The organism is Roseomonas sp. AR75, assembly GCF_005222815.1.
In the GTDB taxonomy this organism is placed as follows: domain Bacteria; phylum Pseudomonadota; class Alphaproteobacteria; order Acetobacterales; family Acetobacteraceae; genus Falsiroseomonas.
In genome coordinates this window covers 191,591-212,997 of record NZ_STGB01000003.1, presented here as the reverse complement: position 1 = coordinate 212,997, position 21,407 = coordinate 191,591, and the positions used below count along the sequence as shown (strand labels likewise).

General features: G+C 71.2%; 21 protein-coding genes. 7 read left to right on the top strand and 14 right to left on the bottom strand.

Going from position 1 to position 21,407, the window contains the following annotated elements; translation table 11 throughout:
• Positions 1 to 10: 10 nt before the first annotated feature.
• From E4T13_RS13000 to E4T13_RS12980, 5 genes are all read right to left on the bottom strand, one after another.
• On the bottom strand, positions 11 to 1,669 hold the full coding sequence (locus tag E4T13_RS13000) for a type II and III secretion system protein family protein (protein ID WP_137178723.1): 1,659 nt from the start codon (positions 1,667 to 1,669) through the stop codon (positions 11 to 13).
• Positions 1,666 to 2,508 (bottom strand): Flp pilus assembly protein CpaB, encoded by an 843-nt coding sequence (cpaB, locus tag E4T13_RS12995; RefSeq protein WP_137178722.1) that lies wholly within the window; start codon positions 2,506 to 2,508, stop codon positions 1,666 to 1,668. Before cpaB ends, E4T13_RS13000 begins: the two co-directional genes overlap by 4 nt.
• 5 nt (positions 2,509 to 2,513) lie before the next feature.
• Complete coding sequence (locus E4T13_RS12990) at positions 2,514 to 3,014, bottom strand: prepilin peptidase (RefSeq protein WP_137178721.1); 501 nt, start codon at positions 3,012 to 3,014, stop codon at positions 2,514 to 2,516.
• A gap of 84 nt (positions 3,015 to 3,098) precedes the next feature.
• Positions 3,099 to 3,278 carry a Flp family type IVb pilin gene (locus E4T13_RS12985; RefSeq protein WP_137178720.1) on the bottom strand — a complete coding sequence of 60 codons (180 nt, stop codon included), beginning with the start codon at positions 3,276 to 3,278 and terminating at the stop codon, positions 3,099 to 3,101.
• Between the two features lie 770 nt (positions 3,279 to 4,048).
• Positions 4,049 to 4,228, bottom strand: coding sequence for a Flp family type IVb pilin (locus E4T13_RS12980; protein WP_137178719.1), 180 nt, complete (start codon positions 4,226 to 4,228; stop codon positions 4,049 to 4,051).
• Positions 4,229 to 4,810: 582 nt separating this feature from the next.
• Between E4T13_RS12980 and E4T13_RS29900 the strand changes: the two genes are divergently transcribed.
• The 4 genes from E4T13_RS29900 (at position 4,811) to E4T13_RS12960 (ending at position 7,546) form a co-directional block, all read left to right on the top strand.
• Complete coding sequence (locus E4T13_RS29900; protein ID WP_170984976.1) at positions 4,811 to 5,227, top strand: TadE/TadG family type IV pilus assembly protein; 417 nt, start codon at positions 4,811 to 4,813, stop codon at positions 5,225 to 5,227.
• A gap of 42 nt (positions 5,228 to 5,269) precedes the next feature.
• A complete protein-coding gene (locus tag E4T13_RS12970; protein WP_137178717.1) occupies positions 5,270 to 6,010 on the top strand; it encodes an ATP-binding protein in 741 nt (246 codons plus the stop codon).
• A 95-nt stretch (positions 6,011 to 6,105) separates the two neighbouring features.
• Complete coding sequence (locus E4T13_RS12965; protein ID WP_137178716.1) at positions 6,106 to 6,831, top strand: response regulator transcription factor; 726 nt, start codon at positions 6,106 to 6,108, stop codon at positions 6,829 to 6,831.
• A gap of 16 nt (positions 6,832 to 6,847) precedes the next feature.
• On the top strand, positions 6,848 to 7,546 hold the full coding sequence (locus E4T13_RS12960; protein WP_137178715.1) for a response regulator: 699 nt from the start codon (positions 6,848 to 6,850) through the stop codon (positions 7,544 to 7,546).
• A 10-nt stretch (positions 7,547 to 7,556) separates the two neighbouring features.
• Here E4T13_RS12960 and E4T13_RS12955 read toward each other — a convergent pair whose 3' ends face one another.
• From E4T13_RS12955 to E4T13_RS12930, 6 genes are all read right to left on the bottom strand, one after another.
• Positions 7,557 to 10,703, bottom strand: coding sequence for a PAS domain S-box protein (locus E4T13_RS12955; protein ID WP_137178714.1), 3,147 nt, complete (start codon positions 10,701 to 10,703; stop codon positions 7,557 to 7,559).
• Positions 10,704 to 10,954: 251 nt separating this feature from the next.
• Positions 10,955 to 12,085: a DegT/DnrJ/EryC1/StrS aminotransferase family protein gene (locus E4T13_RS12950; RefSeq protein WP_137178713.1), complete on the bottom strand. Its 1,131-nt coding sequence runs from the start codon at positions 12,083 to 12,085 to the stop codon at positions 10,955 to 10,957.
• 108 nt (positions 12,086 to 12,193) lie between these two features.
• Positions 12,194 to 13,183, bottom strand: coding sequence for an NAD(P)-dependent oxidoreductase (locus tag E4T13_RS12945; RefSeq protein WP_137178712.1), 990 nt, complete (start codon positions 13,181 to 13,183; stop codon positions 12,194 to 12,196).
• Between the two features lies 1 nt (position 13,184).
• Entirely contained in the window at positions 13,185 to 14,240 is a 1,056-nt protein-coding gene (gene rfbB, locus E4T13_RS12940) for a dTDP-glucose 4,6-dehydratase (protein WP_137178711.1), read from the bottom strand.
• A 79-nt stretch (positions 14,241 to 14,319) separates the two neighbouring features.
• Complete coding sequence (locus E4T13_RS12935; RefSeq protein ID WP_137178710.1) at positions 14,320 to 15,303, bottom strand: potassium channel family protein; 984 nt, start codon at positions 15,301 to 15,303, stop codon at positions 14,320 to 14,322.
• Positions 15,300 to 15,653, bottom strand: a complete 354-nt coding sequence (locus E4T13_RS12930; RefSeq protein WP_137178709.1) for a RidA family protein — start codon at positions 15,651 to 15,653, stop codon at positions 15,300 to 15,302. Before E4T13_RS12930 ends, E4T13_RS12935 begins: the two co-directional genes overlap by 4 nt.
• Positions 15,654 to 15,706: 53 nt before the next feature.
• Here E4T13_RS12930 and E4T13_RS12925 point away from each other — a divergent pair, with 53 nt between their 5' ends.
• Complete coding sequence (locus E4T13_RS12925) at positions 15,707 to 16,216, top strand: YqhA family protein (RefSeq protein ID WP_137178708.1); 510 nt, start codon at positions 15,707 to 15,709, stop codon at positions 16,214 to 16,216.
• Positions 16,217 to 16,333: 117 nt separating this feature from the next.
• Here E4T13_RS12925 and E4T13_RS12920 read toward each other — a convergent pair whose 3' ends face one another.
• Together E4T13_RS12920 and E4T13_RS12915 are read right to left on the bottom strand one after the other, a co-directional pair.
• Complete coding sequence (locus tag E4T13_RS12920) at positions 16,334 to 17,632, bottom strand: bifunctional enoyl-CoA hydratase/phosphate acetyltransferase (protein ID WP_137178707.1); 1,299 nt, start codon at positions 17,630 to 17,632, stop codon at positions 16,334 to 16,336.
• 56 nt (positions 17,633 to 17,688) lie between these two features.
• Positions 17,689 to 18,543, bottom strand: a complete 855-nt coding sequence (locus tag E4T13_RS12915; protein WP_137178706.1) for a glycosyltransferase — start codon at positions 18,541 to 18,543, stop codon at positions 17,689 to 17,691.
• Between the two features lie 173 nt (positions 18,544 to 18,716).
• Here E4T13_RS12915 and E4T13_RS12910 point away from each other — a divergent pair, with 173 nt between their 5' ends.
• Positions 18,717 to 19,112: a hypothetical protein gene (locus tag E4T13_RS12910; RefSeq protein WP_137178705.1), complete on the top strand. Its 396-nt coding sequence runs from the start codon at positions 18,717 to 18,719 to the stop codon at positions 19,110 to 19,112.
• Positions 19,113 to 19,170: 58 nt separating this feature from the next.
• On the opposite strand, the gene E4T13_RS12905 is transcribed toward E4T13_RS12910, so the two are convergent.
• Entirely contained in the window at positions 19,171 to 20,097 is a 927-nt protein-coding gene (locus E4T13_RS12905; protein WP_137178704.1) for a polysaccharide deacetylase family protein, read from the bottom strand.
• A gap of 75 nt (positions 20,098 to 20,172) precedes the next feature.
• Between E4T13_RS12905 and E4T13_RS12900 the strand changes: the two genes are divergently transcribed.
• Entirely contained in the window at positions 20,173 to 21,405 is a 1,233-nt protein-coding gene (locus tag E4T13_RS12900) for a CaiB/BaiF CoA-transferase family protein (RefSeq protein ID WP_137178703.1), read from the top strand.
• Positions 21,406 to 21,407 lie beyond the last annotated feature (2 nt).

The following is a 21,407-nucleotide window of genomic DNA, read 5'->3' as shown; positions in this document are numbered from 1 at the left end:
TCGTTCCACCTCACTCGAACCGGAAGCCGAGGCCCGGCGGGATCGGTGCGCCCGGCGGGATGGCAGAGACCTGCCGGCTGAACAGGATCCGCTCCAGGCTGGTCGCCGGGCGGAAATTGTCCGTCGGCGCGGTCAGCGCCTGCGGGTTCGAGACCGGCTGCACCAGATAGGGCGTCACGATGATCACCAGCTCCGTCTCGCGCCGCTGGAAGCGGTCGGAGCGGAACAGCGCGCCCAGCACGGGGATGTCGGTCAGGCCGTTGACGCCTTCGGTCTGCTGAGCCGTGTTCCGTTGCAGGAGGCCGGCGATCGCGAAGCTCTGCCCGCTGCCCAGCTCGATCGTCGTCTCGGCACGGCGCACCGCGAGGGCAGGGATGCGGATCGTGCCGTTGCCCAGCGGCAGGCTGATGGCGCCCTGGTCGGACAATTCGCTCACCTCCGGGCGCACGCGCAGCGTCAGGCGGTCGTTGCCCAGCACGATCGGCACGAAGGCCAGGCTCACGCCGAAGGTCTTGAACTCGATGGTGACGGTCGCCTGCCCGTTGGTGCCGCTGCCCGCGACCGGGATGGGGAACTCGCCGCCGGCCAGGAAGCTCGCCACCTCGCCCGACTGCGCCGTCAGGTTCGGCTCGGCCAGGATCGTCACCAAGTTGTCGGCCGCCAGCGCATCGACGATGCCGTTGATGTCGTTGGTGCCGTCGTTGAAGCCGAAGCCGAAGCGCTGCGGCGAGGCGCCGGCGACGCCCGAGCCGATGGAGCCGCCGATCACGCTGGCGATGGGGCCGGCGGCGACGCCGGTGGACAGGCCATAGGCCCAGTTCCCGGGGTTGCCGAGCGCATGCCAGTTGAAGCCGAATTGCCGCGTCAGGTCGCGCGAGATCTCGGCGACGCGCACCCGGATGTTCACCTGGATCGAGGAGAGCACGCCGATCTCGTTGATGATCTGCGTGTCGGGGTTCGCCATGCCGCGCGCGATCGCCTCGATGCGCCGTGCCTCGCCGGCATTGGAGACGGTGCCGGAGAGCACCAGCGTGCGGCCCGCGGCGCGCACCCGCACCGCGCCCGGCCCGCTCATCAGGGAACGGATCTGCGATTCGATCGCGCCGGCGTTCAGCGGGCGCGGCGGCGCCGGGCCATCGCGCTCGGCGCGTTCGCCCTGGGCACGTCCGCCATGGACGGTCACATCGAATTCGGCCACGGGGCGGCCGAGATCGTTGGTCGCGACGACGGTGGTCCGGCCGTTGTCCACCGCCATGATGAAGACGCTGGTGGGGGAGGAGGGCTGCACGCGCGCGATGCGCGGATCGGCCGCGATCACCGTGGTCGCCGCGCTGGGCAGCGTCAGCAGACGGCCTGTCCCGGCCTCGAGCCGGAGCGGCACGGGCGGCGGCGGCGCTGCCGGCGCGGGGTCGGCCGCGGTGCGGTCCTGCAGCGGGCGCATCGGCGCCTGGGCGAAATTGCGCGGCGGGATCGCGGGCGGGATCGTCGCCTGCACTGGCGTGGCGACCAGCGGCGCGATGCCGTCATGCAGGGAGAGGACGGCATGGCCGCCGAGGCGGGCGTGCTGCACGCCGGGGAGGCCGCCGGCGCGAAGGCCGGCCAGGCCCAGCGCCTCCGCTTGGACCGGAGCCAGCGCGAGCGCCAGAAGGGGCAGGGATACCAGCTTCACCGGAAGGTGACCTCCTGGGCGTCATTGCCCTGGATGACGCGCATCCGGGCGGGCGTGGGAATGGCGGAACTGCCGAGCGCGGTGGAGACGTCGCCGCCGAACACCGGCATCGCGGTGCGCAGGTCCTTCTCCTCGTCGAGCGCGGCGCGCACCGTGACGGCGAGGCGGCCGAGCTGCTCGGCCACGGCGACGCGCTCGGCCGCCTCGGGCGTGACTTCCAGCGTGACGGTGCGCGCCACGCGCTGCTGGCCGACCACGCTGGTCTGACCGCCCTGGGTGATCTGCTGGTCGATCGCGATCACGCGGATGCCGGTCAGCACCGTCTCGGCGATCACGCGGCGGGCGGCCGGCGCCTCGCTGGCGTTCATCGTCTGCACCAGCACCAGGTCCACGATGTCGCCGGGGGCGACCAGGCCGCCGGCGCCGGTGACGGCATCCACGCCTATGCTGATCGCACGATAGCCCTGGCGCAGAACCGCGGCGAGGAAGCCGCGCTCCCCCGGATGCATGATGTCGTCGCGGGTCAGCGGCGAGCCCGGCGGGACGAAGCGCCGCACCAGCGCGCCGCGGAAGTCGGAGATCGCGGAGGCGGTGGCCAGCAGCGAATCCACCGGCGGCGTCGGCACTTCGACAACCGCGATGTCCGCCTCGTTCAGCAGCGTGCCGGAACGCAGCGGCCGCGCCGCGGCAAGCACGCGCGCCACGACCTGCGGCGGCGGCGGCGCGGGCGCGGCGGAGGCTTCCGTCACGGGGGTGGCCTGGTGACCGCGCATGGCGATGCCACCGAGGCCGCCGGCGGCAAGCAGCAGAAGGACGATGGCCAGACGACGCCAGGTCATGGGGGCTATGCTCCGAGGCCAGCCGCGATGGTGCCGGCGGCGATGGCGAGGGCGTAGGGCAGGGGGCCACGGCGCGCGATGCGGTTCGCCTCCACCACGGCCACGCGCATGGGCAGCGCGGCATTGGGGCGGAGCGCGGGCCTCGGCATGAAGCGCGACATGACGAGATAGGCGACGCCGAGGGCACCTCCGGCGAGGCCGATGGCGAAGAGCAGGTCGGGCAGGGCGGAGGGGGCCGTTCCGACGGCCAGCGCAGCGATGAGCTTGACGTCGCCGCCGCCGATGAACCCCCGGGCATGCAGGATCAGGAAGCCGCAGCCGATGATGAAGGCCATGGCGAGGGAGGAAAGCGCCGCGGTCGGCCCTTCGGCGAGCCGCACGGCGATGCCCAGCGCGAGCAGGGCGAGGCTGCACCAGTCAGGGATGGTGCGCGTGGCGAGATCGGACCAGGCGGCGATGGCGAGGATGGCCGTGGTGGCGAGCAGCGCCGTGGTGGCGAGCATCATCGCGATCGTGTCCCGGCTGGGGGTGAGGGGAAGAAGGTGGAGCCGCGGCGGCGGCGGGCCGGCCGCCGCGGCTCCGGGCCTGGATCAGGCCGGGACCTTCGCCGAGATGCTGTCGAACACGTCGGTGAACAGCGTGCCGAGCGGGGTGGCCAGGGCGGCCACGGCCACCACGACGACGGCGCCGAGCACGCCGTACTCGATCGCGCTGATGCCGCGCTTGTCGCCGAGGAGACGCTGGGCGGAGACGATGATCAGGTCACGCATTGGGATCACTCCATTGAGGAACACGGTTGCAGGTCGGCGGACCCTGCGGAGAAGCCCGCCGGGCCGGATCGGCGTCCACACCGGTGATCCGGAGCAGCGCGTCCGGGGCAATCATTTATCCGTGGCGCGGAACGACGCAATCGTAAATCCGCTTGGTTGCGGCCATTCCTACAAAAACGAACAGCCTGTTTACAGAGACCCACGCATATGCCAAATGCAGGCCCGGCGTTGTCAAAACAGACCTCGATCCGGAATGCGACAGGAACTTTGTTGAGTTTCGGATTGTCTCCTACAGCCCTGCACATGGACTGACAGACGCGAACATTGTGCGCCAGTTTTACTACAATGTCGGCCAATGAAGGGCAGTTTGCCGGGAAGGGGCCGGAGCCGCCCGGGAGACCGTTCGAGAACACCGGGCGGGTCGGCTCCGCGGGTCTTTTCCGCCGCAGCGATGCAAAATTCCCTGCGGATGTTCAGCAGCCGCCATGCTCAAACGGTCTCTTGTGGCGGGGAGCGGCTGGAGGAGCCGCCGCGCAGGAACGCGATGCGGGCATCATCGCCCGGGACGCACCTGGTGTCGGGTTCGCGCGCCGGCGGCGCGATGGCGGCCTCCGAACGCGCAGGGCGTGAGCATGGCGCGATGTCATGGCGAGCCGGTCGCGGCGGCACGGCGAAGAGGCGGCCGGAAAAGCAAGACGCCCCGGCACGGGGTGCCAGGGCGTTGCAGGCGCGGCGCGGAAGGCGGTGTCCCTGTGGGGCGGGACGACCCGTCAGGTCGGGACCTTCGACAGCATGGTGTCGTAGACGTCGGTCAGCAGTGCATCCAGCGGACCGGTGAGACCCGCGACGGCGAGAACGGCAATGGCGGCAAGGATGGCATACTCGATCGCCTTGAGCCCCCGCCGGTCAGCGAGCATGCGCCGGAGCGGGAAGGCAGCCAGGCCGAGCATCGCGATCTCCTAGGCACGGGATGTCGGCGCAAAGCCCCTGGCGGTCGTGCCACTCGCCCCCGGGTCCCGGACGTCGATGCCAGCTGCCGCCGGCGGAAACGCCCGGAAGCTGGATAGGGTGAAGCGGCAAACGTTGCAAACACGAATACTGCGCGTCTGCGCCTATCCTACAAAATCGAACAGCAGAGGCCGCAGCCAACAACAATTGATGGCGATGTGCGGTGTCGTTACCGCGACGAACCATAACCGCTGCCCCGGCGGCCGGCAGGCCCGTTACGCGATCCGTCGTGCGGCGCGCCTGCCCGCGGAAAGTGCCGGTTTGCCGCCCGTTACGCCGCGTCGTATGCGATCTGCATGCGCCCGCGGCCGGGCGGGACACTTCCTGACAAGTTCGAACGCGCATCGTTCATCGGATGGCAGCATATCATTGGCCGACAAAGCGAGGCGTGTTGTCAGGCCTGTCATGATGTCGTCGATCTCCGGGATGCTTCTTCGTCGCCTTCGCGCACCCCATGCCGGGTTGCGGTCGGCGGCGTTCGCGCCGGCGACGGGCGCCCCGCAATGGCCCGCAGGTGCGCTTGCATGAAGCGCCTGGCCCGCATCCGCCGCCGCGCCGGCACCGCCTCGATCGAGCTCGCGCTCCTGGTGCCCGTGCTCGCCGCGGTTCTCGTCGGCATGTTCGACTGGGGCATGGCGATCGACCAGCGCCTGCGGCTGCAGAGCGCGGCGCGGGCCGGGGCGCAGCAGGCACTGCGCACGCCGGGCGACCGCACCGCCATCGCCGCCGCCGTGCTGGCCGCGGCGCCGGATTTCGCCGCCCTCTCGGTCACGCCAAGCCCGGTCTGGTGCGAATGCGCCAAGGCCGCGACAAGCTGCAGCACCGACTGCGACGGCGGCCTGTCCCGCTATGTCCGCGTCACCGTCAGCCACCCCTTCTCGCCGCTCACCCCGGCCGGGCCGACGAGCGTTTCCGCCAATGTCACGCTTCGGCTCGACTAGCGACGAGGAGCAGAGGCCGTGGCAGGATTCGAGCATCCGGGGATGGTGATGGAGCGGGAGGCGCCGGCGATGCCTGCGGGCGAGGATCACACGGCCGACCCCGGTCCCGCGCTGGATTCCGCGGCGGCGCTCGCGGGTGCGGTGGCGCACGACCTCGGCAACATGCTGACGGTCGTGCTGGGCAATGCCGAGCTGCTGGTGGAGGGCCTGGCCGACCGGCCGGATCTCCGCGAGCTCGCCGCCCTGATCCTCGGCGCCGCCCAGCGCGGCTCCGAGCTCAGCGGCCGGCTCGATCGCTTCGCCCGGCCCGTCCGCAAGGCCGAAACGCCGACCGACACGGCGGCGGTGCTGCGCGCCTTCGGCCGCCGCCTGGCCTACAGCCTGCCGCCGGGGATCACCTTCGACCTCGACGTGGAGCCCGACCTGCGCGGCATCGGCCTTGCCGAGCCGGCGCTGGTGGCCGCGCTCGACGAGCTGGTCGCCAATGCCCTGGCCTCCCTCCGCGACAAGGGGACGCTGCGCATCCGCGCAACGAACCTTTTTTCGTCGGATGAGCCTCCACGTGTCCTCATTGCCGTGGAGGATGATGGGCCGGGCATGGCGCCCGAGACCCTCAACCGTACGTTGGCGGTGCGCTTCACCGCCGGAGTCGCGGGACACAAGACCGCTATTGGACTTGCACTCTCCATGCGTGTAGCCATGGCCGCACGAGGACGACTGCTGGTTGCAAGCACGCGAGGCCATGGGGCCCGCGTGAGTCTGGATCTTCCGGCCTTATCATGAGGATGAGCGCGAATGACTCACCCTGACCCCTTGATCACGGACGCGTGTAATGCAAAGTTGCATTCGTTAACAGCAATGCACATGTTCGTAGCACCATGAGCACCTCCGGATCCGTCCTGGTCGTAGAAGATGACGCCCAGGTCGCCTCGACCATCGCCGGCGCCCTCGAGAGGGATGGCTGGCGGACCGAAACCGTGATGTCGCTCGCCGAGGCGCGCGAGAGGCTGGAAGCCAGCCGCCCGCGCATCCTCGTGGTGGACATCGGCCTGCCCGATGGCAGCGGCATGGCCTTCGTGCGCGAAGCGGCCGGCCAGCCCGATCTCGGCATCGTGGTGGTCACCGGCCGCTCCGAGGAGGTGGACCGCGTGGTCGGCCTCGAACTCGGCGCGGACGACTACGTGACCAAGCCTTTCTCGCTGCGCGAGATGACGGCTCGGGTGCGCGCGCTCTCCCGCCGCATGGACAATCGCGGCGCGGGGCCGGCGGCAACGCCGGCGGCGGCAGCCGATGCCGGCCCCTCGGGCTGGCAGATCGGCGACGTCATGCTCGATCCGCTGCGCCTGAAGGTCGTCGCGGCCGATGGCACCGAGGTGCGGCTGACGGGCGGCGAAGCCGGCCTGCTCAAGCTGCTGCTCGAGGCTCCCGACCGCACCGCGGAGCGCGAGACGATCGCCGAGCGGGTGCTCGGGCATCGGCTGATGCCGCACCAGCGCGGCGTGGACCAGCTCGCCTCGATGCTGCGGCGCAAGCTCGCCGCCGCATCGGAGCAGCGGATCCAGGTCCTGGCGCTGCGCGGGCGCGGCTATCGCCTGGTGGCCTGACCGGGGGCCGTCCAGCATGACCCGGCAGGCCATCGACTCTGCCAGCCGCCTGCCGGGAATCCTCGTGGTGGATGACGAGCGGCAGATCGTCGATCTGCTGACCCGCTACCTGACACAGCACGGCTTCCACGCGATCGGCTGCTACACGGCGGCCGAGGCAAGGGCCCAGGTGCGCGGCGATGCGCGGATCGCGGTGCTCGTCACCGATGTGCGGATGCCCGGCGAATCCGGTCCGGCCCTGGCCGAGGAACTGATCCAGGACCGCCCCGACGGGATCGCCCTGGAGGTCGTGCTGATCAGCGGCGCCGATCTCGAGGACACGCCGGGGCGACTGTCGCGGCAGGGATTCGAGCTCCTGCGCAAGCCCTTCCGGCCGAGCGAGCTTGTCGCGGCGGTCAGCCGTGCACTTGCCAGGAACGACCGCCGCCGTGGCGATCCCGGCGGCAGCGCGCCAGCCGCGCCGGCGGCGGAGCCCGCAGGCGGGCGGGAGCCGGAGCCGGGCTCGCCCGATGCGCTGCGCGCGCCCCTGATGCCGATCATCGCCGCCGCGGAGGCGCTGGTCGCCGCCGCCGCGCTCGACGAGGCGGAAACGCGCGAGCAGGCGCGCCGCATTCATGCCGCCGCGATGCGCCTGCTGGCGATGATCGGCGAAGCCGAGCCTCAGGAAGACCCCGCGAAGCGCGACAACCCCGCCTCGGTCCGCGCCACGCGCTGAGGCTGCGCGCCTATTCCACGTCGAGCGGGGCCGGACGGGTCGCGGCCGCAGCGAGGGCCCGGCCCACCGCGTCGCGGAAGCTGCGGATGTCATAGGGCTTGCGCAGGATATCGAGATCCGCCTGGCCGTCCTGGCGCTGGCCGAATTGCTGCTCGGAATAGCCGGAGGTGCAGATCACCGCGAGATTCGGCTGCAGCCGGGTCGCGGCCTCCGCCAGTTCCAGCCCATCCATCTCGCCGCCCAGCACCACATCCGTGAACAGCACGTCGAAGCGGAATCCCGAGCCGAGCAGTTCCAGCGCTTCGGCCGCGCCCTGCACTGCGACGGGCTGCATGCCGATCTGGCGGCACAGCCGCACCGCGGCCTTGCGCACATCCGGCTGGTCCTCGACCACCAGCACCTCCAGCCCCGGCGGCACGGCAGCCGGTGCATCGCCCGCGCCGGCCACCACCACCTCTGCCTTCACGCCATCCGCCACGACAGGCAGATACAGTGTGAAGCAGGTGCCCTTTCCCGGTTCGCTGGCGACGCTGACATGGCCGCCCGACTGCTTCGCGAAGCCCATCACCATGCTGAGGCCGAGCCCGGTTCCCTGGCCCGGCGATTTGGTGGTGAAGAAGGGCTCGAAGATCCGGGTCCTGATTTCCGGCGGCATGCCCGAGCCGCGGTCGGTCACCGCGATCATCGCGTAATGGCCGGCTGCCAGTTCCTCTTCCGGCGCGCCTTCTCCCGCTCGCACCGAGACCAGCCTTGTCTCCACCGCGATGGGACCGCCACCGGGCATGGCATCGCGCGCATTGACCAGCAGGTTCAGCAGCGCTGCCTCGAGCTGCGCCGGATCGGCCGAGACCTTGGGCGTCGGCGCCGTGCTGAGGCGGATCGGATAGCGCTCGCCCAGCGAGCGCTGGATCAGCTCCACCAGGCCGGGCAGCAACGCGCCGAGATCGAGCGGCTGCGGCCGGAGCGGCTGGCGGCGCGCATAGGACAGCAACTGGCTGGTCAGCCGCATGCCGCGTTCCAGCGCGCCGCGCGCAGCCTCGATCAGGTCGGGGGCGGTGCGGCCCTCATGCGCCTCATCCGCCGCCATCTCCAGGCTGACGGAGGCGACAGTCAGCAGGTTGTTGAAGTCATGCGCGATGCCGCCGGTGATCTGGCCGAGCGAATTGAGCCGGTCCGCCTGGCGCAGCGCGGCTTCCGCCTCCCGCTGGGCGGTGACGTCCTGCATGTAGCCCAGCACGGAATCCGGTCCGCCGGCGGGGTCGCTCTCCCAGCGCCCCTCGGCGCGGCAATGCACCAGGCGGCCATCCGGGCGACGCACGCGGAACTCGAAGGCCCCGGGCTGGCCGGTGCGGACGATGCGGCTCAGCGCGGCGCTGACGGTGGTGCGGTCCTCCGGCAGCACCAGCGAAAGCGCGGCGGGCCCGGCCGGCACCGGCGCGGAGGGGTCGGTGCCGAGGATTGCGTGCACCTCCTCCGACCAGGAGACCTGCTGCAGGTCGGCCTGCCAGCGCCAGGTGCCGAGCCGGGCGAGGCGCTGGGTCTGGCGCAATTCCACGGCCTGGCGCTGCAGCGCGGCGCGGGAGAGGCGCAAGTCGCGCTCGAATCGCGTGCGCGCGGTGACGTCCAGCGCGGCGACCAGCACCGCGCGGCGTCCCGCGAATTCGGTCAGGTGCAGGCTGACCTCGACGATCTTCTCCTCGCCCTGCGCGGTCAGATGGCGCCAGGGACCGGAGGCGCCGCGGGTGCGCCGCAGCTGGGCGGAGGCGGCGCGCGCGGCCGCGCGGTCCTCCTCCGGCCTGATGTCGAGAATTGTCATGCGCAGGAACTGCTCGCGCGACCAGCCATAGTCCTCGATCGCCGCGTCGTTCACGCTGAGGAAGGCCAGCGTCTCCTGGTCGTAGATCCACATCGGGATCGGGTTGCGCTCGAACAGGCTGCGGAAGGCGGCCTCGCTCTCCGCCAGGCGCTGTGTCGCCTCATGCTCGCGCGTGATGTCGCGCACCATGGAGACGAGATGCGTGCAGCGGCCGGAGGGATCGGTGACGGGCGCGATATGCAGGTCGACCCAGACCTGGCTGCCATCCTTGCGGCGGAAGGCGGCTTCCTGGCGCATGCGCTGCTTCTGGCGCAGCGCGTCGGCGATCGCGCTCCAATCCGCGCCATCCGCGCCCATGCCTTGCAGAAGCCGGGGCGAACGGCCGACCAGTTCGGTGGCGGAGAAGCCGGTCAGCGCCTCGAAGGCCGGGTTCACATGGACGATGCGGCCTTCGTCCGGCGTCGCCTCGGTGATCAGCACTGCCTCGGAACTGGCTTCGACCACGCGGCGGTGCAGCACCGTCCGCTCCTCGTCGCGCAGCATCTGCAGCAGCGGCCGCAGCGTGGCGGCGGCGTCGCGCACCAGGTCGAGCAGGTCGGGGCCGGGCGAGGGGCAGCCCAGCAGCAGGACGCAACGCTCATCGGCGATGCGCACGGGCGTGGCGACCAGCGTCATCGCCGTGAAGTCGGGCGCGGCGTGCAGCAGCGGATGGCGTTCGGCACCGGTGCCGCCGCTCTGCTCCAGCACGCGCTGCCGCCCGCCGACGATGGCGGCGCCGAGCAGCGTGTCGGCGATGGCGAGCGCGACCGCCCGCATGCCATCCAGAAGCTCCGTGCCGCCAAGGGCCGGCGCGGCATGGCCGCCGACGAGCTGCAGCGTCGCACCGTCCGCGCCGAGGCGATGCAGGGTGCAGAGCAGCCCGCCGGTGGCGGCGCAGAGCGCCTCCGCGGTCGCCTCCACCGCCGCCTCGTAGCCGGCTGCCTCCACCGCCAGGGCCTTCAGCCGGTCGGCGAGCAGGATCCAGGCCGCGCGCGCCGCATCGGCCTGGGTTTCCGGCGCGTCCTCCACCGCATCGGCGGCGAGCATGGCAAGGTCGCGCAGCGTGCCGGCCTCGTCCTCCGCCAGATCCCGGCGCGGCCGGCGGTCGAGCACGGTCAGCTCGCCGATCTGCCGGCCATCCGCGGTCACGATCGGTGCGCTGGCGCGGAATGCGAAGCCCTCAACCGCGACGGCGCCAGGGCTCTCGCCGGCGCGCAGGCCGATGGCGGCGCCGCGCGGCCCGAGTTCCGGATCGTCGAGGCGGAGCACTGCGGCCGGCGTGCCGAGCATGCGGGCGGCCATGCGCACGATGCGTTCCGCCGCCGCCTCGGGCGATTCCGACGGACTCGGCTGCGCTGGATCGGCCCCGCCGCCGCCCATTCCTCGACCCACCCCTCCCCCGGAAACGCCACCCGGGTGCCATGCCCTTGGAGTCGCTCGACGTGCGATCCTGCCGGGCGAACTCGCCTGCGACGCGAAACTAGCACGGCGGTTCGCGCAAGCGGAAGCGGCGCGGCGGGGGGACCGCACGCCGGCGTCGCACCGTGCCCCTTTCAGAGACCGCGAAGGGCGGAACAGACCTTTCCGACCTGGGCGTCGGTCAGCTCCGGGAACATCGGCAGGCTCATCACCTCGCCGGCGGCCCGGGCTGTCTCGGCGCAGCCGGCGGGGCCGAGCGGGGTGCGGCCGGCATAGGCCGGCTGCAGATGCACGGGCTGCGGGTAGTGGATCGCCGTCGCGATGCCCTCCGCCCGCAACCGCGCCATGACCGAAGCCCGGTCGGGCGTCCGCAGGACATACTGGTGGAAGACATGGCCGGCATCCGCGCGGCGCGCGGGCGGGGCCATGCTGCTATCGGCCAGCGCCGCGTCATAGGCGGCCGCGATCGCTTGGCGCCGGGCGATGCCGGCATCCAGCGCCGTCAGCTTCACGCGCAGGATCGCCGCCTGCAGCTCGTCCAGCCGGGAATTCACGCCGACATCGCTGCTGATGTAGCGCTCCTTCCAGCCATATTGCCGGATCGCGCCGATCCGGTCGGCCAGCGCGGCGTCGTCCGTGGTCAGCACGCCGGCATCGCCGAGCGCGCCAAGATTCTTGGTGGGGTACAGCGAATAGCACGCGACGTGGCCGAGATTGCCGACCTTCTTCCCGCCCAGCGTCGCGCCATGCGCCTGGGAGCAGTCCTCGATCACCGCCACGCCATGCGCCGCCGCCGCCTTCAGCATCGGCGCGAGGTCGCAGGCCTGGCCGTAGAGATGCACGGGGATGATGGCGCGGATCGGCGGCAGGCCCGGCGGCGGGTCGTCCAGCACGGCGACCAGCTCGTCGGGGTCCATCGTGTAGGTGTCGGGGTCGATGTCCACCAGCAGCGGGGTGGCCCCCACCATCTCGATCGCTGCCACCGTCGCGACCGCGGTGTGGGAGACGGTGACCACGGTGGCGCCCGGCCCGATGCCGAGCCCGCGCATGGCCAGCGTCAGCGCATCCGTGCCGTTGGCGCAGCCGATGGCGCGCGCGGCTCCCTGCCAGGCCGCGTATTCGCGCTCGAAGGCCTCGCCTTCCTTGCCGAGGATGTACCAGCCGGAGGCCAGCGCGCGCGCGACCGCGGCGTCGATCTCGGCCCGCTGCGCACGGTAGCCCGCGCCGGGATCGGCCTGCGGGACGGTGATGGTGGTGGCGTTCATCTCTGGCCTTTCCTCTCCCTCTCCCGCTCGCGGGGGCTCGCGGCACTGCCGCGAGGCCGAAGGCTGGTCGGGGTGGGGGTGGCGCGACCCGTCGCGGGGCCGCAGTTCCTACGCAACATACTCCGCCAGCCGCGGCCGGTACCACTCCAGCGACCGCCGCAGCCCCTCGTCCAGCTCGACGCGCGGCCACCAGCCGGTGGCGGCGCGGAAGGCGCGGTCGTCGGCGGCGAAGCTGCCGATGTCGATCGGCGCGCGGTCGGCCGGGAATTCCTTGATCTCGTAGCGCCCCTGCCCGCCATTGGCGGCGATCAGCCGGTCCGCCAGGTCCTTCAGCGACAGCGGCGGAGAGCCGCCGAGGTTGAACACATGCCCGCCCACCTGCGGCTCATGCGCATGCTGCGCGGCGCGCAGGAAGGCATCCACCACGTCGTCGAGATAGGCGAGGTCGCGCAGCTGCTCGCCGCCCCACACCTCGAACGCCTCGTTCTCCAGCACCTTGCGGATCCAGATCCCCAGGAAGGTCTGGCGCGCATCCCTGATGCGCAGCCGCGGGCCGTAGCAGTTCGTCAGGCGCAGCGAGACCACGGGCCGGTGATGCACGCGGTTCTCCAGCAGCCAATACTGCTCGCCCGCCCATTTCGAGACGCCGTTGGCATCGGGCGGATTGACGGTGTGCTTCTCGTCCACCGGCAGGTATTGCGGCCGGCCGTAGAATTGCCGCGTCGAGGCATGCACCACCACGGCCTTCGGCGCCGCCTCCCGCATCACGCCGATCAGCCGCACCTGCGCGACGGCGTTGATCGCGATGTCGGAGACGGGGTCGCGCTGGCCGCCCATGTGGCTTGTCTGCGCGGCCATGTTGAACAGCACGTCGATGCCCTGGCAGAGCGAATGCAGCTCCGCGTCGCGGATGTCGCCGCGCACCAGCATCACGTTGCTGCCTTCCAGGTTGAGCGGGCTGGCGCCGCCATCGGGCACCATCGCATCCAGCGCCACGACCCGCGCGCCCTGCGCCGCCAGCGCGTGGCAGATCCCGCTGCCCAGGAAGCCCGCGCCCCCCGTCACCAGCACGCGCTTGCCGCGCCAGTCGCCCTGCATCTCACTGCTTCCCCAGCCGCTCGCCGGCATAGCGCCGCTCGCGGATCGGTTTCCACCACGCTTCGTGATCCAGGTACCAGCGCAGGGTCCTCTCCAGCCCCGCCTCGAAACCATGCTGCGCGCGCCACCCCAGCGCCGCCTCGGCGCGCGAGGGGTCCATCGCGTAGCGGAAATCGTGGCCGGGGCGGTCCTTCACGAAGGTGATCAGCCGCTCCCGCGGGCCGGCCGGATCGGGGCGGAGCCGGTCCAGCACGGCGCAGATGGCCTTGACCACCTGCAGGTTGGTGCGTTCCTGCCGCGGCCCGATGCAATAGGTGCCGCCCGGTTGCGCGGCGCCGAGCGCCGCGGCGCAGAGCGCCTCTGCATGGTCGTCCACGAAGATCCAGTCGCGCACATTGGATCCGTCGCCATAGACGGGCAGCGCCTTGCCTTCCAGTGCGTTCAGCGAAACGAGCGGGATCAGCTTCTCCGGGAATTGCCAGGGGCCGTAATTGTTCGTGGTGTTCGTGACGAAGGTGGGCAGGCCGTAGGTGTGCTGCCAGGCCCGCACCAGATGGTCCGACGCCGCCTTGGACGCGGAATAGGGGCTGCGCGGATCGTAGGGAGTCGCCTCGTGGAAGGGCGGGTCGCCGTGATGCAGCGCGCCGAACACCTCATCCGTCGAGACGTGGTGGAACCTGAATTCTTCTTTCGCCTGGGCGTCGAGCGAGGACCAGTGCGCGCGCGCGGCCTCGAGCAGCACCTGGGTGCCGACGACATTGGTGCGGATGAACTCGGCGGGCCCGTCGATCGAGCGGTCCACATGGCTCTCGGCGGCGAGGTGCATCACCACCTGCGGCCGCCATTCCGCGAAGGCCGCGCGCATCGCCTCGGCGTCGCAGATATCGGCCCGCATATGCACGTGGCGCCGATGTCCGCGCGCCTCCTCCAGCGCGTCATGGCTGGCGGCGTAGGTCTCCTTGTCCACATTGACCACGACATGGTCGGTGCTGCGGATCAGGTGTCGGACGACGGCGGAGCCGATGAAGCCCAGGCCGCCGGTGATCAGGATGTGCATCGCGTGGTCCAGCCTCGCCCAGCCTATGCGGGCCGATTGCGGCGGAAGCGCGACCGGCCGGGGGCGGCGGGATGGTCGCTCATTCGCCCGGCGGAGAATGGCCCGTCCGATCCGTCCGGTCGAGACTTGCGGCGTCTTCGCGGCGGGTGCGTCGCGCCCGCAGGATCTCCGCGACGCCGAACAGCAGCAGCAACTGGCCGGCCACCACCTCCAGGCTCGCCAGCACGCGCACGCCGTCGTCGCGGGGCTGGATGTCGCCATAGCCGACGGTGGACAGCGTTGCGACGGAGAAGTGCAGCGAGTCCGAATAGGAAATGCGGATCGGCCCATTCGGCCCGTGGAACAGCGGATGCAGCGACAAGGCATCCGCGATGCGGTAGGCCGAGGCGAACCCGACCACCAGCAGCGCATACATCAGCAGGAAGGCGGCGGCCGGCACCAGGAGGTGGCGCGTCCGGTTGCCGATCTCCTCCATGATGACCGACACATCCACCAGCAGACGCACCACGTCCCGCACCGAGAGCGCGACCAGCAGTGCGATGCTCGCCATGGCCGCGAGCAAGGCCAGGCCCTGGCCGAGCGGCGCCAGCCGATTGATCGGCAGCGCGAAGCAAAGGATGCCGATCGCAGCCGAGAGCAACAGCCAGGTGCCGGTGTGGGACAGCTCGTCCAGTTCCCGCACGGTCTCGCGCTCGGCGATCCGTTCCAGCGCGTGGCGGCGCCACCAGGCCATCGCCAGGAAGGCGAGCACGGGCAGCAGGAAGGCCGGCGGGCGCGACCAGCCCGGCGCCTCGGGGAATTGCGCGCGCCCGAGCACCACGAAGAGGCTGGCATAGATCGCCAACCCGGCCGCGGTGCCGAAGGCGAAATGCAGCCCGCGCGGGAACAGCCAGTATAGCACGCCGAGGCCGAGCGCCGCCGCGCCGATGACCACAAAGGGGAACATCCTCCCCTCGTCGCCGACGCCCCAGGCGACGATGAAGGACAGGACGAGCGTGAAGCCGACCGCACGCAGCCAGGCCCGCAGTTGCGCGCCGGCCGGGCGATGCCGCCGCGCGCTCATCGCGGCGCGAGCGCCACCCCGGTGATCTCCACCTTCCACGCCGGATTGACCAGCGGCGCCTGGATCGTCATGCGGGCCGGCTTGTTCCCGGTGTCGAGCCAGGCATCCCAGGCCCGGTTCATCGCCGGCGCGTCGCGGATGTCGGCCAGCACCACCGTGATGCTGAGCAGGGCGCGCTTGTCCGTGCCTGCCTCGGCCAGCAGGGCATCGATCTGGCGCAGGATGTCCGCGGTCTGCCCCTCGGCGTCCAGGCTGGTGTCGTCGGCCACCTGGCCGGCGAGCCAGATCACCCCCCCTCCGACCACGGCGCCGGACAGACGCTCTTCCTCGGCGATTCGGCGAATGGTCATGCTTCCCTCCGGTTGATGCGGCCGGCTAAGTCTCGGCCCGCGTGGAGACTGACATGCGGGCGATCATCGACAAGGCCATCCTGTCCAGCCGCTGGATCCTGGCCGTGTTCTTCCTGGGGCTGGTCGTGGCGCTGGCCGCCTATGCGGTGCGCTTCCTCTATAAGCTCTGGACCTTCGCGACCGGCGTCCTGCGGGCGGAGGACACGCGCCTGCTGATCGACCTGCTGCACCTGCTCGATTCGGCGCTCGTCGCCTCGCTGGTGGTGACGGTCGCCATCGCCTCCTATGACAGCCTAGTTTCCCGCCTGGGCAGGCACGACGAGAGCGGCGAGACCTCCTGGGTGACGAACGTCGATCCCGGCAACCTGAAGATCAAGCTCTCGGTGGCGCTGATCGCGATCTCCTCAATCCATCTGCTGCAGATCTTCATGGAGGTGTCGAACTACGGCGACCGCGAGGTGGTCTGGGGCCTGGCGATCCACGCCATGTTCCTGACCGGCGCGCTGGTGCTGGTCGCGGTGGACCGCGTCTCGGCCGCCGGCAAGCGGTCGGGGAAGGGCTAGCGCGTCGCCCCGGCCGCCTCGGGCAGGTACCGCGCCGGGCGATCTCGCAGGGCTCGGCTGCGAAGGGAGCGGGGCTCCGACCCTCTCCCATCGGACAGGCCGCGTCAGGCGCAGGTCTCAGCTCGCCGTGAGGCGGAGCAGCGCGGCGGAGGCGAGGCGGGAGCTGGCGTCGTCGCTGCGGCTGGTCAGCGCCACAGGCACCCGCAGCCCCAGCACGATCCCCGCGCCTTCCGCCCCGCCGAGATGGGCAAGCTGCTTGGCCAGCATGTTCCCGCTCTCGATATCCGGCACGACCAGGATGTCGGCCCGGCCGGCGACGCTGCTGACGATGCCCTTGGCCTGCGCCGCCGCTTCGCTCACGGCATTGTCGAAGGCCAGCGGGCCGTCCAGCAGGCCGCCGGTGATCTGGCCGCGATCCGCCATCTTGCAGAGCGCCGCGGCATCCAGCGTGGAGACCATCTTGGGCGTCACCGTCTCCACCGCCGACAGCAGGGCCACCTTGGGCAGTTCGATGCCGATCGCGGCGGCAAGCCGGATGGCGTTGCGCACGATGTCGGCCTTCGCCTCCAGGTCGGGGGCGATGTTGACGGCGGCGTCGGTGATGATGAGCAGCCGGGGATAGAGCGGCGCATCCATCACGAAGGCATGGCTCACCCGGCGTTCCGTGCGCAGGCCGGCTTCCCGCCCCAGGGCGGCGCCCAGCAATTCGTCGGTGTGCAGGCTGCCCTTCATCAGCGCGGCGGCCCGGCCCTCCTTCACCAGCGCCACCGCGGCGTCGGCGCTGGCGTGGCTGTGCGGCGTGGAGAGGATCTCGAAGCCGTCCAGCTCCATCCCCGCCGCCTCCGCCGCCGCGCGGATCCGGGCTTCCGGCCCGACGAGAAGGGGCGTGATCAGCCCGTGCCGGGCCGCCAGCACTGCACCTTCCAGGCTGGCGGCATCGCAGGGATGGACGACCGCGGTCGCCACCGGGGGCATCGGCCGGCAACGCTCCAGCAGCAGGTTCATCATGCGGCGGGGCTGCATGCTGAAGGGCGCGTCGGAATCCGGCGCCGGAATCGCGGGCGGGACCACCTCCGCCGCCCCCTCCAGCACCGCGGCCCCGCCGGCATGGCGCACGGCGCATCGCAGCAGCAGCGCGCCGGGCCCCGCGGCCGGCCCGGCGACCTCCACCGCCAGCTCCAGCATGTCGCCCTCGGCCAGGGTGCCGGCATAGCGGAAATCCTCCCGCAGCAGCCGGGTGCCGGGGCCGGGGAAGCGGGTGACCACCAGGCGCGTCATCAGCGCGGCGGCGGCACGGCTGGTCAGCGCCAGGTCGGTCGAGCCGACCAGGGCGACGATCGGCGCAAGCTCGGCCGCGGTGACCCGATGCTGCAGCGCATGGCGCGCGCCGGGCGGGAAGGCGGGGGAGGTCTCCATCCGCGGAGACTGCGTAGCCCGCCGCGCCGCTGTCCACCCTGCAACGATGACGGACCTCAGCCGCGGCCGCGCAGCCAGGCGAGGGTGCCGGCGAGCCCCGCCAGGTCGGCCGCGAGCTTGTCCTTCCGGAAGGTCACCGCGTGGCCGAGCGCCTTTCCGGCGTGGTGGCCGAGGCGCCCGAAGCCTTCGCGCCGCGCCGCCGCCGGCCCGCCGCCATGCAGGGCGGTGAAGCGCAGACGGGACCAGGCCATGCAGCGTGCCTTCCGCCAGGTGGTCGCCAGCGAGGGCGGCGAGGACCGGCCGCCGGCATGCGCGACCCGCGCCGCTGGCTCCAGCAGCGCGCCGCCGGCGCGGGCGCACAGATCGTCGTCCTCATAGAAAAGGAAGAACCGCTCGTCGAAGCGCAGCCGGTCGGCGCTGCGAAGCAGCAGGCAGGCCCCGGAGGCGAAGGCGACACAGACCGGCCCCTCGGGCCAGGGCTCCCCATCCCGGTCCCGGGGCAGGAAGCGGCGGCGGGGCTGGGCGGCGTTCCAGGACCGGACGGGCCTTCCCTCCGCGTCGAGCAGAAGCGGGGCGACGATCCGCTGGGCCGGGAAGGCGTCGGCCGCGGCGACCAGGCGGGCGATGGCATCGCCGGACAGCCGGGAATCAGGATTGGCGAGCAGGACGAGCTCGGTCTCCGCCGCCTCCAGCCCGATATTGCAGGCCGCGCCGAAACCGAGGTTGCTGTCGTTGACGAGGATGCGGACATCCGGCCGGGCCGCCCGCGCCGCCTCAATCGTCTCATCAGGTGAGGCATTGTCCACCAGGATGACCGGCATTCCGGCCGGACAGGCAGCCAGGAAGCCCGGTATGGTGGAGGCGCTGCGCCAGGTGACGGTCACCACGGTGACGCGCGGCACGGGGGACATGGGGCCGCTTCGCACGGGCTGCCGCCGACGGCAAGGCGGCGTTCACAGGTCCGGGCGCAGGGTGGCGTCGAAAAATGCAGGGCGGCCCTGCCCAATAAATGGCTGCAAGACCGGGCCGGCTGCGCTACATGACTGCCTTTCCATGGCAAACCTTTGACGGAACTGACTGGACGATGGGTGTCGTGATCGGGGAGGTGGCACGGAAGCTCGGCTACCGCCCGGGAATGGCCTGCGCGGTGATCGGCAATCCGCCCGGCCTTACATTCGGCCTTCCGAGCGGGGCGACCGCGGCTGCCGAACTGATCCTGGCCTTCGCCGCCGACCGCGCGACGTTGCGTGCGATCGCGCCGCGGGCGCTCAACCTATATGGAATCGGCGCGCGGCTGTGGTTCGCCTATCCGAAGAAGACCGGCCCCGTCCGGTCCGACCTGGATCGGGACCATGGTTGGGACCCCGTGACCAGCGAGGGGCTGCTGCCGGTGACCCAGGTCGCTCTCGATGACACCTGGTCTGCGCTGCGCTTCCGCTTCCGCGAGGAAATCCCGAAGCTGATGCGCGCCGGCGCCTGAGCGCCGGTTCGCTTCCTTTCGGTTGGGTGTCCGGGCCGGCCTAGCGCCGGCGCCGGCCTTACTCGTTCAGGCCCTTTCCCGGATAGGGATGCGTTGCCATCCAGTGGCGCGCGATCTCGCTCCGCCGGGCGAACCACACCCCGCCCTTCGCCTCCATGTGGTCCAGCAGCCGCACCAGGCCCATGGCGCGCGCCGGGTGGCCGATGATGCGGCTGTGCAGGCCGATGGACATCATCCGCGGCTCGCCCTCGGCGCCTTCCTGCCAGAGCAGTTCGAAGGCGTCGCGGCAGAAGCCGAACCACTGATCGGCCGTGCCGTGCCCGGAATAGAAGCGCGTGTCGTTGGTGGTCAGCGAATAGGGGATGATCAGCCGCGGCCTGCCTTCCACCGTCATCCAGAAGGGCAGTTCGTCGGCGTAGTGGTCGCTGTCGTACAGGAAACAGTCATGCTCCATCAGCAGCCGGCGCGTGTTCACGCTCGGTGCGTAGCGGCAGTACCAGCCCGCCGGCGCCATGCCGAGCGTCTTTCGGAAGGACTCGACGGCGCGCGCGATGTGCTCGCGCTCCTCCGCCTCCTCCAGTTCGAAATGCTTCTCCCACCGCCAGCCATGGCCGCAGAGGTCGTGGCCGGAGTCGCGGATCGCGGCGGCGAGCGGCGGGTTGCGCTCCAGCGCGCGGGCGCAGGCGAACATGGTCATGGGGATGCCGCGCTCGGCGAAGATGCGCAGCACGCGCCAGGCGCCGACGCGGCTGCCGTATTCGAACAGCGTCTCCGCGCCCAGGTCGCGGCCGCCGGGAAGCGAGGCGCGGCCATGGCTCTCGCTGAGATGCGTCTCCGTGAAGCCGTCCCCGTCCTGCACGGAGTATTCCGAGCCTTCCTCGACATTCAGCACGAAATTGACCGCGATCTTCGCCCCGCCGGGCCATTGCGGATCGGGCCAGTCGCCGCCGTAGCCGATGAAGTCGCGCTTGGTTTCCCAGGGCATCGCGCCGCTCCCGCCGATTGACCACGCTGCGTGGCGGCCCATAGCTTGGTCGCGCTTCAGGATATCGGGCAAGACATGGCAGCGCGCGCGCGCAAGACGCTCCGACACTTCGATCCCGCGGCGCGCGGCGCGCTGGAGGGCGTGCGCGTGGTGGATCTCTCGCGCCTCGTCGCGGGCAATGTGCTGACCAAGGTGCTCGCCGATCACGGCGCCGAGGTGATCAAGGTGGAACCGCCTGCCGGCGACAGCCTGCGCGCCTGGAAGGTCAAGGGCGTCGAGACGAGCTGGAAGGCCTTCTGCCGCAACAAGCGCAGCCTATGCCTTGATCTGCGCGCGCCGGAGGGTGTGGAGATCGTCCGCCGCCTGGCGCAGGACGCCGCGATGCTGGTGGAAAGCTTCCGGCCCGGCGTGCTGGAGGCGATGGGCCTCGCGCCGAACGACCTGCTTGCGCTGAACCCGAAGCTGGTGATCATCCGCGTCTCCGGCTGGGGGCAGACGGGTCCGTATCGCCACAAGCCAGGCTTCGGCACGCTGGTGGAAGGCTATGCCGGCTTCGCCGCGCTGAACGGCTTTGGCGACCGCGAGCCGGTGCTGCCGCCGATGTTCATGGCCGACGCCTATGCCGGGCTGTACGGCGCGAGTGCGGCGATGATCGCGCTGCACCATGCGAACCGCACGGGCGAGGGCCAGGTGGTGGACCTTTCGCTGTTCGAGCCGATCTTCGCCGTGCTGGAGCCGCAGATGGCGAATTGGCGCCTGACCGGGCAGGTGAAGCCGCGCACCGGCAGCCGCAGCACCAACACCGCGCCGCGCAATGCCTATCGCACGAAGGATGGCCGCTGGCTGGGCCTGTCCACCTCCACCCAGGCGGTGTTCGTGCGGCTGATGCAGAGCATCGGCCGGCCGGAGCTGGCGGAGGATCCGCGCTTCCGCAGCAACCCCGACCGGTTGCGCCACATCGAGGAACTGGACGCGGTGGTGCGCGACGCCGTTGCCGACATGACGATCGAGGAAGCGCTGGAAAAGTTCGACCGCGACGGCGTGACGATCGGTCCGATCATGGATGTCCGCGACCTCGACGCCGACAGCTACATCGCGGAGCGCGAGGCGCTGATCGAGGTGCCGGACGACGAGATGCCCGACGGCGTGCTGCCCATGCATGGCGAGGTGCCGCGCCTGTCCCGCACGCCGGGCATCCTGCGCAACCCGGCGCCAACACTGGGCAACGACAACGCGGCGATCCTGGCGCCGCTGCTGGGCGAGGCGGAGTATGCGCGGCTCAGCGGCGCGGGGGTGATCAAGGGCTGACC

Bases quoted from the DNA above. Each gene is read 5' to 3' on its own strand.
- E4T13_RS12980 (WP_137178719.1), bottom strand. From the start codon at position 4,228: ATGCTCGGCCTGGCTGCCTTCCCGCTCCGGCGCATGCTCGCTGACCGG.
- E4T13_RS12910 (WP_137178705.1), top strand. From the start codon at position 18,717: ATGGGTGTCGTGATCGGGGAGGTGGCACGGAAGCTCGGCTACCGCCCG.
- E4T13_RS12985 (WP_137178720.1), bottom strand. From the start codon at position 3,278: ATGCGTGACCTGATCATCGTCTCCGCCCAGCGTCTCCTCGGCGACAAG.
- E4T13_RS12965 (WP_137178716.1), top strand. From the start codon at position 6,106: ATGAGCACCTCCGGATCCGTCCTGGTCGTAGAAGATGACGCCCAGGTC.
- E4T13_RS12900 (WP_137178703.1), top strand. From the start codon at position 20,173: ATGGCAGCGCGCGCGCGCAAGACGCTCCGACACTTCGATCCCGCGGCG.
- E4T13_RS12950 (WP_137178713.1), bottom strand. From the start codon at position 12,085: ATGAACGCCACCACCATCACCGTCCCGCAGGCCGATCCCGGCGCGGGC.
- rfbB (WP_137178711.1), bottom strand. From the start codon at position 14,240: ATGCACATCCTGATCACCGGCGGCCTGGGCTTCATCGGCTCCGCCGTC.
- E4T13_RS12945 (WP_137178712.1), bottom strand. From the start codon at position 13,183: ATGCAGGGCGACTGGCGCGGCAAGCGCGTGCTGGTGACGGGGGGCGCG.
- E4T13_RS29900 (WP_170984976.1), top strand. From the start codon at position 4,811: ATGAAGCGCCTGGCCCGCATCCGCCGCCGCGCCGGCACCGCCTCGATC.
- cpaB (WP_137178722.1), bottom strand. From the start codon at position 2,508: ATGACCTGGCGTCGTCTGGCCATCGTCCTTCTGCTGCTTGCCGCCGGC.
- E4T13_RS12920 (WP_137178707.1), bottom strand. From the start codon at position 17,632: ATGGAGACCTCCCCCGCCTTCCCGCCCGGCGCGCGCCATGCGCTGCAG.
- E4T13_RS12930 (WP_137178709.1), bottom strand. From the start codon at position 15,653: ATGACCATTCGCCGAATCGCCGAGGAAGAGCGTCTGTCCGGCGCCGTG.
- E4T13_RS12935 (WP_137178710.1), bottom strand. From the start codon at position 15,303: ATGAGCGCGCGGCGGCATCGCCCGGCCGGCGCGCAACTGCGGGCCTGG.
- E4T13_RS12960 (WP_137178715.1), top strand. From the start codon at position 6,848: ATGACCCGGCAGGCCATCGACTCTGCCAGCCGCCTGCCGGGAATCCTC.
- E4T13_RS12990 (WP_137178721.1), bottom strand. From the start codon at position 3,014: ATGATGCTCGCCACCACGGCGCTGCTCGCCACCACGGCCATCCTCGCC.
- E4T13_RS12915 (WP_137178706.1), bottom strand. From the start codon at position 18,543: ATGTCCCCCGTGCCGCGCGTCACCGTGGTGACCGTCACCTGGCGCAGC.
- E4T13_RS12970 (WP_137178717.1), top strand. From the start codon at position 5,270: ATGGTGATGGAGCGGGAGGCGCCGGCGATGCCTGCGGGCGAGGATCAC.
- E4T13_RS12905 (WP_137178704.1), bottom strand. From the start codon at position 20,097: ATGCCCTGGGAAACCAAGCGCGACTTCATCGGCTACGGCGGCGACTGG.
- E4T13_RS12955 (WP_137178714.1), bottom strand. From the start codon at position 10,703: ATGGCCGCCCGCATGCTCGGCACGCCGGCCGCAGTGCTCCGCCTCGAC.
- E4T13_RS12925 (WP_137178708.1), top strand. From the start codon at position 15,707: ATGCGGGCGATCATCGACAAGGCCATCCTGTCCAGCCGCTGGATCCTG.